Source organism: Acinetobacter lwoffii (assembly GCF_015602705.1).
In the GTDB taxonomy this organism is placed as follows: domain Bacteria; phylum Pseudomonadota; class Gammaproteobacteria; order Pseudomonadales; family Moraxellaceae; genus Acinetobacter; species Acinetobacter lwoffii_E.
The window spans coordinates 2,437,135-2,449,740 of record NZ_CP059081.1 but is presented as its reverse complement, the minus strand read 5'-3'; the positions used below and the strand labels follow the sequence as shown (position 1 = coordinate 2,449,740).

Here is a 12,606-nt window from a genome sequence, read left to right as displayed (position 1 = left end):
AGCTTAGTATTTAAAGGTGATACCTGCAGAAGCGAGACGGCCACCGTTCACATAGTACTGGTCGCCAGCGCTATGCACAGTTTTGTATTTCACATCACCGACATTTTCAATGTTAGTAAACAGTTTAACTGTTGGATTAATATTCCAATATGCATTTAAGTCAACACGTGCATAACCTGGAATATCACGACTAAAGTCCTTCGCTTTCGATTTTGCTACCAGTGCAGCACTTAAACCGTAATCGGCATTTTGTAGACCTGTCGATACAGTGAATGACTGACGAGGGCGACGTAATAGCTCTGAATTCTGTTTCGTATCTTCAGTTTTGACATAAGTGTAACCGGCATTAATAAAGAACTGATCTTTTGCCCATTGTGCCGTCAATTCGCCGCCAGTCATCTTGGCTTCATCAATGTTTTGGTTTTGGTAAACAGTAGTTGGAAGCCACTCTTCTCCACAATCAATAATACATTCCGAATTAATTAAATTATCGACTTCCGTATAGAAAGCGGAAGCACCTACTAAAATATTTAATGGAAGTTTTTGATCTATCCCCATTTCATACGAAATGCTTTCTTCAGGCTTCAGTTGATCATTGCCGCCAAAAGCATACATATCATTTAAAGTCGGTGCCTTAAATGCTGAACCAATATTGGTATAAATGCTGGTATTAGGGAGCAATTGATAACGGATACCACCTTGTGCAACGGTATGTGAGCCAAATTTTTCGTTATCTTCGACACGCACACCCATCTGAGTGCTTAAGCTATTTGTCTGATACTGATGCTGAATATAGTAGCCTGTTGAATTAATATCTTCATCAATAGCCTGGGTTTTTGCATCGGTATTACGCTGGGTAATGCCCAGTAAAACATTTTGTGCTGCTGTGAAATTCCATTTGCCATAGATTTCTGCTTCTTGCGTGGTGCTATGTACAAAGCTGCTTGATGTGACCTGATCTAAGTCATCTTTAAACTGAGATAGACGTGCATTAATTTCAGTGGCTTGTGTTGGGTTAATACGACCTTTTAAGTTTACAATTTTATTTTCAAAATCTTGGCTGGAAAATGCACCCCAATTACTGTATTGGACATTTCCTGAATTTTGACTGTAATCGAGTGATGTTGCATAACGCTCTTTTTCAATACCGAATTTTGCACTATAGCCTTTTTGATCATAACTGTAGTCACGGTTGTCATTGATATTGAATACAGGTGTGCCGTCAGTTTCTAAAACTTGACCGCGAATCTGCGCATACACCCCATTTTCTGCCAAGTCAGCCCCAATAATTGATTTGTAGGTTTGATTCTCACCAATTTCACCTGTTACAAAGGCACTCGTTTTTTCAGGCGTTTTTGTTACAAACTGCACTACACCACCAATTGCGTCTGTACCATAAAGCACAGACGCAGGGCCTTTTAAGACTTCAATTTGTTTAAGATCAGTGGTGTCTAAAAAAGGAATAGACGCTGCACCTGTGGTGGCTGTATTTAAACGAACACCATCACGTAGTACTAAAACTTGATTGGAATTGGTACCGCGTAAAAAAATAGAAGTTTGCTGGCCATAACCACCCGATTGCACGACATTAATACTTGGGTCTGTTTTGAGTAAATCTGGTAGTGCTTTAAGAGGTGATTGCTCAAGAATTACAGGTTCAATAATCGAAATACGCGCTGGTACATTTTCAATATTTTGTTCGCTGCGTGATGCCGTGATCACAATGGTATCTAAAGATGCTTTTGCAACTTTTTGCTCGGCGGCATGGACAGATGAAGTAAAACCCAACGCAAGTGCGATCGCACCTACTAAGGCAGTAGGTTGACAATGAAGTGACATGTTAAAGCTCCCTACATTCACTTCCCCGTGAATGATTGAGTTATAGAACACAACAAGCAGGTTTCCGGACTTAAATGTGCAAAGCAGCGACTTTGCTGTATATCCACCTTCCCACATCAAGATGCAGTGGTGTAAACCGAAGAGTTTAAATTGATAGACGTTTCATTTTTTACCGTTGCGGGGGCAGTGCTGGATTTACACCAGCTTCCCTAAAGCCTGAAGGCTTGGACTTGCTGCAAAGTGAGCGCAGTATAAAGTTTGTATGCCTTATAAACAATCTGCATCGAGAATAATCCGGATGAACTTTTACGCAAGTCAGAAAAATTGCATTACAATGATTTGCCCCAATCTTACAGATTGTTCAATACATTGGTAGATCTAGAGCCAACATAATATGCGAACCCGTGCCAAAATTTGTGGAATCACCCGAGTTGAAGATGTACATGCCGTAGCCAATGCTGGCTGTGACGCGATAGGATTTGTATTTTATCCACCGAGTCCGCGGCATGTCACTTTAGAGCAGGCTGAAATCCTGATTCAGTCGGTTCCAGCTTATGTACAGGCGGTGGGTTTATTTGTGAATAGTCACGCAGATGAAATCCAGGCGATTTTAAATAAAATACCGCTGGATATTTTGCAATTTCATGGCGATGAAACGCCTGAACAATGTCAGGCCATCGCCCAACAGGTCGGACGCCGTTGGTATAAAGCCATTCAGGTAAAACCTGATCTGGATGCAGTCGCAGAAATTCAAGGTTATCAAGATGCAGGCGCAAGCGCAGTGCTATTAGATGCATGGCATCCTGATCTGAAAGGTGGCACAGGGCACAGCTTCGATTGGGACACATTTCCCAAACTCAATCTTCCCTTGGTCTTGGCAGGCGGTTTAAATCCTGACAATATTGAACAGGCAATTCTCACCACACAGGCGTATGCCGTCGATGTGAGTGGCGGTGTCGAGTCCGCAAAAGGTATTAAAGACCAACAACTCATAGAACGCTTTATGCAAGGAGTCCATCGTGGATCAGCAAAGTACTAGCCAGAACAGTCAGGCAGTTGACTATACCCAATTCCCGGATGAACGCGGGCATTTCGGTATTCATGGCGGACGTTTTGTGTCAGAAACACTCATGGCGGCTTTAGAAGACTTGGAAAAGCTCTATTTCCGTATGAAAGATGATGCGCAGTTTTTGGCAGAATTTGACCGTGACATGGCGTTTTACGTCGGTCGTCCGAGTCCTTTATATCATGCTGAGCGATGGTCGAAAGAGTTGGGTGGCGCACAGATTTACCTGAAACGTGAAGACCTGAACCATACCGGTTCGCACAAAGTAAATAATACAATCGGTCAGGCTTTGCTGGCGAAGCTTTCCGGCAAGAAACGTATTATTGCCGAAACAGGTGCAGGCCAGCATGGTGTAGCAACGGCAACAATTGCAGCACGTTTAGGTCTTGAATGTGTAGTATTCATGGGCGCAGACGATGTAAAACGTCAGGCGATGAACGTCTACCGTATGCGTTTATTAGGCGCGACGGTTGTGCCGGTAGAAAGTGGCTCTAAAACCTTAAAAGATGCCATGAACGAAGCCATGCGTGACTGGGTGACCAATGTTGATTCAACCTATTATGTGATTGGTACCGTGGCAGGTCCACACCCATATCCGCAGCTGGTTCGTGATTTCCAGTCGATCATCGGTCGTGAAGCACGCCGTCAAATTTTGGAACAGGCTGGCCGTTTACCAGATGCCCTAGTGGCATGTGTCGGTGGTGGATCTAATGCAATGGGCTTGTTCTATCCATTCCTGAATGACCAAGACGTGAAAATGTATGGTGTTGAAGCAGCAGGTCATGGGATTGAATCAGGCAAGCACTCTGCGCCATTGAATGCCGGTCATGTCGGTGTCCTGCATGGTAACCGAACTTACCTGATGTCGGATGCGCAAGGCCAGATCATCGAAACCCATTCAATTTCTGCAGGTCTGGATTATCCGGGTGTGGGTCCGGAACATAGTTTTCTGAAAGATATGGATCGCGTGAAATACGTGCCGATCAATGATCAGGAAGCTTTACAGGGTTTCCGCGACTTGACCAAGATTGAAGGCATTATTCCGGCGTTAGAAAGCGCACATGCTATGGCTTATGTCACTAAACTTGCACCGACCATGGACAAGGATCAGATTATTATTGCGACGGTTTCAGGTCGTGGTGATAAAGACTTGATGACTGTGGCACGCATTGATGGGGTAGAAATGGTTGAGATGTAAGTTCCTTAAAGTCCTCTCCTTGCAGGAGAGGGTTTGGGAGAGGTTATTTCAATAAAAAATCGTGCTAAGTTTTCTTAGCACGATTTTTTATTGAGTAGATTTTGAAAGAACACGTTTGTATGGAATTAAGAGAATTCACCTTGCGCGCGCTCTTTGGCCCATTCACGTAAAACAAATTTCTGCAATTTTCCGGTCGAAGTTTTTGGAATTTCGGTAATCACCACATCCTTAGGCACTTTAAAACGGGCCAGATGCTCACGGCAGAATTCCATAATTTCTTCTTCTGTGGCTTTTTTTCCTTCTTTGAGTTCGATAAAGGCACAAGGAACTTCCTGCCAGCGTGGATCAGGCTTGGCGACTACCGCCGCAGTCAGCACCGCCGGATGCTGATACAGCACTTCCTCCACTTCAAGTGAAGAAATATTTTCTCCGCCGGAAATAATCACGTCTTTAGAGCGGTCGGTAATTTTGGCATAGCCATCCGGTTGGCAAACTGCCAGATCTCCTGTATGGAACCAGCCTCCCGCAAAGGCTTCTGCTGTCGCCTCAGGATTTTTCAGATAGCCTTTCATCACGATATTGCCACGGAACATGATTTCACCCATGGTCTGGCCATCGTGTGGCACTTCCTGCATGGTATCCGGATCAAGTACTTTCATGCCATCTTGCAATGGATACGGTACGCCCTGACGGGAGTGCAACTGCGCCTGTTCCTGAATGGATAAATCACTCCAGCCTGCCTGAGATGCACATAGGGCAGAAGGGCCATAGGTTTCAGTCAAGCCATAAACATGCGTTACATTAATACCGATATTGCGCATGCCTTCGATAATCGCAGCTGGAGGTGCGGCACCCGCCACCATCACTTCGACACGGTGATCAATTTTGGTCTTTTTCTCTTCAGGTGTGTTAATCAGCATCGACAGGACAATCGGTGCCCCACAGAAGTAATCGACTTTATGTTCGGCAATCAGTTTAAAGATCAGTTCAGCATCAACTTTACGCAAGCAAACGTTGGTTCCACCGTTGGCCGCCATGGTCCAGGCAAAGCACCAGCCATTACAGTGGAATAGCGGCAGTGTCCATAAATAGGTGGCACGTGGTGTCATGCCACAGGCAATAATATTACTGGCTGCGTTAATGTAGGCACCACGATGATGATAGACCACGCCTTTCGGGTTGCCGGTGGTCCCAGAAGTGTAACTTAAGCTGATGGCATCCCATTCATCTTGAGGTAAATGCCATTCAAAGTTTGCATCGCCTTGCGCAATCCAGTCTTCATATTCGATTTGGCCAATACGCTGGTCTTCACCTTCAAACTCTGCATCAGCCACATCAATGACATAAATGTCTTGTGAAACTAGAGCGAGTGCTTCAGTCGCAAGTGCAGTAAATTCAGGATCAACCAATAATACTTTGCTCTCAGCATGTTCCAGCATGAAAGCAAGGGTCTTGGCATCCAGACGGGTATTTAAGGTATTCAGGACGGCACCTGCCATTGGTACAGCAAAATGCGCTTCGATCATGGCAGGGACGTTAGGCAGCAGGACAGACACGGTATCATTTTTACCGATGCCTAATTTTTGGAGTTGGTTGGCAAACTGACGACAACGGTTGTATTTCTCACGCCAGGTAATACGACGCTTACCGTGAATAATCGCGTTCTGGTTTGGATAGATATAAGCTGCACGATCAAGATAGCGTAAAGGTGATAAGGCTACAAAATTCGCGGGGGTACGCGGTAATTCATCATATGCGCTAACCATTGTAAAACTCCGTTCTATATTTATTTTCATATCCTGTTGAAAAGATATGTATTTCTCAGAAATCTTGCATTTATGCTTTAGTCGAGTACGATTTTACAAATTTTAAGTATTTGAATATTAATAAAAATATTTAACCCTGCTTAAATGTTTTGAACGCATGGGTTCCCAAGTTTGATTTTTTAGGTATTTTACTCTAGTTCAGCCATTAAAATAATATGAGCCCAGGAAGAATAATGAAAATACAACAGGCGAATGACGTCTGGCGAAACTGGTCGGGGAGCCAGTTCAGTGCCGCTCGGATTGTTCAGCCCAGCCAGATCAGTGAATTACAAAGTTTAGTGAAGACCCATGCACACATTCGTGCAGTGGGTGCAGGACATTCATTTAGCCCATTGGCCAAAACAGATGAGGTGTTGCTTAATCTCGATTTGTTAAAAGGTATCGTTGCCTTTGATCAAGAGAAAACACAGTGCACCGTGTACGCCGGTACGCGTTTATATGATTTGGGGAAAGATCTGACACCGATCAATCAGGCCTTAATCAATCAGGGCGATATAGACCAGCAAAGTCTGGCCAGAGCGATTTCGACTGGAACGCATGGCACGAGCATCGATTTACCTTGCATCTCTGCTTTCGTGGAAGGCTTTGAATTGCTGACCGCAGATGGCGAGCTGTTGCAATGTTATCGTCAGCAGAATGCTGAGATATTTCAGGCTGGACGGGTAGCGCTGGGTAGTTTGGGGGTGTTGACCCAAATTACCCTGCAAAATCGACCACGATATAAACTAAAAGAACAGATTCGGCTCTGTTCATTAAAAGACATATTTACCCATATTGATCAATGGAAACATCAGCACCGGCATATTGAATTTTGGGCTTTTTTACATGCCGATCAAGTGATGCTGAAAACTCTGGATGAAACGGATGCAACCATTCAGCCGAGAACAGAGAGCTGGCCTTCGGAAGATGCCTTGCTGACCTTGTGTTCAGAATTGACTTGAAAGTTGCCTGCTACGAATCCTTATCTGCAAAAATTGCTCGGTGTCTTTGTCAAACCGACCTGCTATGTCGATTGGTCGCATCGCATTTTCCCCACCCCGCGTAATACCAAATTTAATGAAATGGAATATCAGATTCCGGTTAAGCAAGGTTTGCAATGTCTGGAAGAGGTTTTAGCGACTTTAAGGAAGCATAAGGTGCCGATGTTTTTCCCGATCGAGTTCCGTTATGTCAAAGGCGATGAGATCTGGCTAAGTCCTTTTTATCAGCGCGATTCGGTCTCCATTTCGATTCATCAATTTTATAAACAGGATTATCACGCGATCTTTGATCTGGTCGAACCGATTTTTCAGAAATATCAGGGACGACCGCATTGGGGCAAGTTGCATAGCATGAGCGCCGCTTCGCTGCGCGAACTCTACCCAAAATGGGAGGATTTTATGGCGTTGCGTCAGCAACTGGATCCGCAGCAAAAATGGCTCAATCCGTACCTAAAGCAACTGTTTTTGTCTGGTAAATGAGGAGAGGGTGATGCAATCGAATTATTTTCAGCAACTGACACAAGACTTAAAACAGCAGGGAACTGGCACACCGCAACTGATTCTGGATTTGGCGCAATATCGACATAATCTGGAGGTTGTGCAGTCAAAATTGCCTGCGAAGTTAAAACCACGCCTAGTGGTGAAGTCCTTAGCCAGCATTCAGCTACTCAAACTGGCCAGTGAAAAGCTGAATACCCAGCGCTTTATGCTGTTTCATCTGCCGCATCTTATGGAAATTATTGGGACGTTTCCGCAGGCCGATATTTTGCTGGGTAAACCGATGCCGATTCAGGCGGTAAAATCTTTTTATCAAACTTTATCTGATCAAAATAAAATCAATGATCAAGGAAATATTCAATGGCTAATTGATGATGTGGAACGATTAAAACAATATCTGCAACTCGCGCAAAGCTTGAATACCTGCCTGAATGTCAATATTGAAATTGATGTAGGGCTGCATCGTGGCGGCGTACAAACGCAGCAGTAATTTATAGCCTTAATGGAGCTGATTCAGGACAACGCGGCTTATATCAAATTCTCGGGTCTAATGGGCTATGATGCACATGTCGCCAAATTACCAAAAATTCTGAAAAGTCCTGAAAAAAGTTATCAGCAATCGCAGCAGATGTATCAACAATACAAAACGATGATTCAGCAGCAATTCCCTGATTTATGGCATGAAGGTCTCTGTTTTAATGGCGGTGGCAGTCCGACCTTTATGCAGCATTGCCAGCAAAGTGTCTGTAATGACCTGGCTTTTGGCTCGATGCTGCTCAAGCCAGGCGATTTTGATCTGGCGAATCTGGCTGAACTGCAATGTGCACTCTGGATTGCCGCACCCATTTTAAAAGTGTTGCCTTGTAGCCAGATTCCCGGTTTGGAACTACTAAATTATCTTCCACATCAAGATAAAGCCGTATTTATTTATGGCGGCTATTGGCGAGCGGATTATATCTACCCTGAAAAAAGCCGGCTACATGTGTTATATGGCCGCAGCAGTAATCAGGAAATGCTTCAGGTGCCCATGCAGTGCGATATTCATGTCGATGATTATGTGTTTTTAAGACCGACACAAAGTGAAACGCTGATCCCGCAATTCTACCAGCTGTATGTTTATGTAGAGGGAAAGTTTCTCCAGTGGCAGACTTTCCGGGAATAACGAGATTTTGAACTAAAAAATGAGCCTAAGCCTTTAAAGATCAGGCACAGATTTGACGGTAAATCTTATTTTTATTGGGAAAAGGTTTAATCATGCGGCCAAGCCGTGTAAAATTCGAATCGATTTTATTTATCCACCGTTTTTATCTTTTGAGGCTGTGCCTCGATCATAATCTCGCGGTGATATGCTCCATGGTACGGGGCATCACTCCTTAAGGATTTCTTATGCCAATTATCACTTTGCCAAATGGCGATCAAAAACAGTTTGATCACGCCGTATCTGTGATGGACGTTGCACTTAGCATTGGTCCTGGTCTTGCAAAAAATACAGTTGCTGGTCGTGTCAACGATCGTTTGGTTGATGCGTCTGATCTCATCACTGAAGATGCAACACTACAAATTATCACGCCTAAAGACGAAGCCGGTGTTGAGATCATTCGCCATTCTTGCGCGCATTTGGTCGGTCATGCGGTTAAGCAACTGTTCCCAGAAGCAAAGATGGTCATTGGTCCGGTCATTGAAGAAGGTTTCTACTATGACATCTGGATGCCACGTCCGTTTACCTTAGACGACATGGCAGCGATTGAAGAGCGTATGAAAAAGCTCATCGATCAGGACTATGATGTTGTGAAAAAAATGACGCCGCGTGATGAAGTCATTGCTGAATTCACTGCGCGTGGCGAAGAATACAAATTGCGCTTGATTGCAGACATGCCTGAAGAAACCCAAATGGGCTTGTACTACCATCAGGATTATTTGGATATGTGTCGTGGTCCGCACGTTCCAAACACTAAATTCCTTAAATCGTTCAAGCTGACTAAAATCTCGGGTGCTTACTGGCGCGGTGATGCGAAAAACGAACAGCTACAACGTATTTACGGTACAGCGTGGGCAGACAAGAAGCAGCTTGCGGCTTATGTAAAACGGATTGAAGAAGCAGAAAAACGAGATCACCGTAAAATCGGTAAAGCACTTGATTTGTTCCATATGCAAGAAGAAGCACCGGGTATGGTGTTCTGGCATCCAAACGGTTGGACCATTTACCAAGTGCTTGAACAATACATGCGTAAAGTTCAGCAAGACAATGGCTACGAAGAAATCCGTACCCCACAAGTGGTTGATTTCACGCTGTGGGAAAAATCGGGACATGCTGCCAACTATGCAGACAACATGTTCACCACGCATTCTGAAAACCGCAACTATGCGGTGAAACCAATGAACTGTCCTTGTCACGTACAGGTGTTCAATCAAGGCTTGAAGTCATACCGTGATCTTCCTGTACGTTTGGCAGAGTTTGGTTCATGTCACCGTAACGAGCCATCGGGTTCATTGCATGGCATTATGCGTGTACGTGGCTTTACCCAAGATGATGCGCACATTTTCTGTACCAAAGAACAGATTGGTCCTGAAGTTGCAAACTTTATCAAATTGACACTGGATGTATACAAAGACTTTGGCTTTGAAGAAGTACAAATGAAGTTGTCGACGCGTCCTGAAAAACGTGTGGGTGATGACAAGCTTTGGGATATGGCAGAAAAATCTTTGGCAGATGCTTTAGATGCTGCAGGTCTTGAGTGGGAACTTCAACCAGGCGAAGGCGCATTCTACGGTCCGAAGATTGAATTCTCTCTGAAAGACTGCTTAGGTCGTGTCTGGCAGTGTGGTACCATTCAGTGTGACTTTAACTTGCCAGAACGTCTGGATGCGTCTTATGTCACTGAAGATAATGACCGCGATCAGCCAGTAATGTTACATCGTGCAATTCTTGGCAGCTTCGAGCGTTTTATTGGTATACTGATTGAACACTACGCAGGCTTCATGCCACCTTGGTTGGCACCAATGCAAGCGTGTGTGATGAACATTACCGATTCTCAAGCTGAGGCATGTGAGTCAGTCGTCGCAAAACTTAAAGAAAACGGTATCCGTGCAATTTCTGACTTGAGAAATGAGAAAATCGGCTTTAAGATTCGTGAACGTACATTAGAGCGTATTCCTTACTTACTGGTACTTGGGGACCGTGAAGTAGAGGAAGGCACCGTAAACGTGCGTACCCGCTCAGGAACAAATTTGGGTACTATGTCAATCGATGCTTTCGTTGACCTAGTAAAAGCAGCCGTAGCCGAACGCGGCCGGTACATTGTGGAGTAACAGCGATTAAACAGCCTGACCGTAATCAACAGGGCGGTAACAAATCAAACCGTCCTGCCTTGAATGATGAAATTCGTGCGAAAGAAGTCCGTCTTGTAGACGAAAATGGTGAGCAGAAAGGGATTGTAAGCTTAGCTGACGCCCTGCGCGCAGCAGAAAGTGTTGAGCTTGATCTTGTAGAGATCGTAGCAAACGCTGAGCCACCAGTATGTAAGATCATGGACTTCAACAAGCATTTGTTTGATCTTAAGCAAAAGCAGAAAGAAGCGAAGAAAAAACAACATCAAGTCCAGGTGAAAGAAATCAAGCTACGCCCGGGTACTGATGTTGGCGATTACAACGTAAAACTACGTGCAATCATCAAGTTCCTTGAAGAAGGTAACAAGGTGAAAATCACGCTTCGTTTCCGTGGTCGTGAAATGGCGCACCAACAGTTGGGTCTAGCTCAATTGCAAAAAATTGAAGCTGACGTGGCTGAATTCGGTACTGTTGAGCAGATGCCGAAAATGGAAGGCCGTCAAATGGGTATGTTACTTGGTCCTAAAAAGAAAAAGTAAGCACTCATTAAACGAAAAAAGCCCTGCATATGCAGGGCTTTTTTTATGCTCTAAAATTCCACGCATTGTACATAGCTTAAATAATTTCCCTGGCTTGCTGCCGGGAAAACATCGATAGCTGAATCCGGAAAAACCCGAGGCAAATTTGATTCATCAGACCAGGCTGACACAATTTAAAATCCAAAGTGCCATCGCGTGGACTAATCACATGTGCTGGCATGTTATAGAGCCAACGTTTCAGATGTGCTTTGAGAGAAGCATAGCGTGGATTTAGAAAACTATACTGTACCGAATGTCGTTTTAAGCACAGGCTGATGCGGAAACCGGCCAAAGTATAATAAATAGCGTGTGAGGTGATTTTCAGTTTAGTTCCCAGCATAAGCAGCGAAAGACCAAGAAAGCCGCCAATATAAACATAAAAGCCAGGAGACTCCTGCCATAAAAATAACAGACCTTGAAGAAAGCTGGAATTGCTACGTGCACTGCTGAAATAAAAAATGCTAAATATTCCGACCGGATAACAAAACAGCAAATATCCCGTAGCGCGCATGATCGGGCTAGCTTGATGAAACAGGATATTTTCTGGCGCATTCATGGTTTATTTTTATGATCAGAAAGCGTATTGCCTTAATGAGCTTAGGTAATCTGTAGCCAAAAAGAAAGGCCCTTTCGGACCTTCCTTTGCGTACTTAATCAAGCTTATTCCACTGATTTTTCATCGTTTGCAATGAGCAGTTTATTGCCAATCGGGATTTGACGCGGCAATTTTTCTTCTGGAATAATGCGCTGCAAGTCGATGATCAATAAACCATTTTCATAGTCTGCCTGTTGTACCTCAATATATTCATCCAGACGTAAAGACAATTTAAATGCACGTCGCGCAATGCCTTTGTACAGGAATTCAATACTGTCATTGCTCTGGTTTTCAGGCTTGCCTAGGATGGTCAGCAACTTATTTTCCAGACGAATGTCGAGTTCTTCCTGACGAAAACCCGCAGTTGCCACCACGATGCGGTAATTATTCTCACCACGCTTTTCGATATTATACGGTGGGTAATTCGGTGCATCGCTTTGCATGGCATAGTCAATAAAGTCATTCAAGCGATCAAAGCCAATACTACGACGAAATAATGGATGAAGATTTAAGTTACTCATGATTAGAACCTTCTCACTAAAGCAAAGTTATAAAAACAAGAAAATAAGATCTGTCATGTCAGACATCAACAGCGCATAAGATCGACGCAATCCTTATGCAGAAATAAATATGTGTTTCGGGCTGAAATTTTCAAGATCAAAAAGAAAAAATTATATAAATTTTTAATAAGATTTTGAT

8 protein-coding genes, 2 pseudogenes and 1 riboswitch are annotated in these 12,606 nt (G+C 43.9%); of the genes and pseudogenes, 6 read left to right on the top strand and 4 right to left on the bottom strand.

The window, feature by feature from the left end:
- Positions 1-3: 3 nt before the first annotated feature.
- Positions 4-1,839, bottom strand: a complete 1,836-nt coding sequence (locus H0S56_RS11720; protein WP_195725136.1) for a TonB-dependent receptor plug domain-containing protein — start codon at positions 1,837-1,839, stop codon at positions 4-6.
- Between the two features lie 38 nt (positions 1,840-1,877).
- Positions 1,878-2,088: riboswitch (cobalamin riboswitch) on the bottom strand.
- A gap of 145 nt (positions 2,089-2,233) precedes the next feature.
- Between H0S56_RS11720 and H0S56_RS11715 the strand changes: the two genes are divergently transcribed.
- Entirely contained in the window at positions 2,234-2,878 is a 645-nt protein-coding gene (locus H0S56_RS11715) for a phosphoribosylanthranilate isomerase (RefSeq protein ID WP_195725135.1), read from the top strand.
- Positions 2,859-4,103, top strand: a complete 1,245-nt coding sequence (gene trpB, locus H0S56_RS11710; RefSeq protein WP_004732965.1) for a tryptophan synthase subunit beta — start codon at positions 2,859-2,861, stop codon at positions 4,101-4,103. Before H0S56_RS11715 ends, trpB begins: the two co-directional genes overlap by 20 nt.
- Positions 4,104-4,228: 125 nt before the next feature.
- Here the strand turns inward: trpB and H0S56_RS11705 are convergent, their stop codons facing one another.
- Complete coding sequence (locus tag H0S56_RS11705; protein WP_195725134.1) at positions 4,229-5,869, bottom strand: acyl-CoA synthetase; 1,641 nt, start codon at positions 5,867-5,869, stop codon at positions 4,229-4,231.
- 233 nt (positions 5,870-6,102) lie between these two features.
- Between H0S56_RS11705 and H0S56_RS11700 the strand changes: the two are divergent.
- The 4 genes and pseudogenes from H0S56_RS11700 (at position 6,103) to infC (ending at position 11,273) form a co-directional block, all read left to right on the top strand.
- Positions 6,103-7,389 (top strand): annotated as a pseudogene (locus tag H0S56_RS11700) (D-arabinono-1,4-lactone oxidase).
- A gap of 10 nt (positions 7,390-7,399) precedes the next feature.
- Positions 7,400-8,569, top strand: a pseudogene (locus H0S56_RS11695) (alanine racemase).
- A gap of 224 nt (positions 8,570-8,793) precedes the next feature.
- Positions 8,794-10,716, top strand: coding sequence for a threonine--tRNA ligase (gene thrS / locus H0S56_RS11690; RefSeq protein ID WP_005107823.1), 1,923 nt, complete (start codon positions 8,794-8,796; stop codon positions 10,714-10,716).
- A gap of 5 nt (positions 10,717-10,721) precedes the next feature.
- Positions 10,722-11,273: a translation initiation factor IF-3 gene (gene infC / locus H0S56_RS11685; RefSeq protein WP_071850398.1), complete on the top strand. Its 552-nt coding sequence runs from the start codon at positions 10,722-10,724 to the stop codon at positions 11,271-11,273.
- A 76-nt stretch (positions 11,274-11,349) separates the two neighbouring features.
- On the opposite strand, the gene H0S56_RS11680 is transcribed toward infC, so the two are convergent.
- Positions 11,350-11,868, bottom strand: a complete 519-nt coding sequence (locus H0S56_RS11680; RefSeq protein WP_195725133.1) for a hypothetical protein — start codon at positions 11,866-11,868, stop codon at positions 11,350-11,352.
- Between the two features lie 104 nt (positions 11,869-11,972).
- A complete protein-coding gene (locus H0S56_RS11675; protein WP_004732955.1) occupies positions 11,973-12,428 on the bottom strand; it encodes an Hsp20 family protein in 456 nt (151 codons plus the stop codon).
- Positions 12,429-12,606 lie beyond the last annotated feature (178 nt).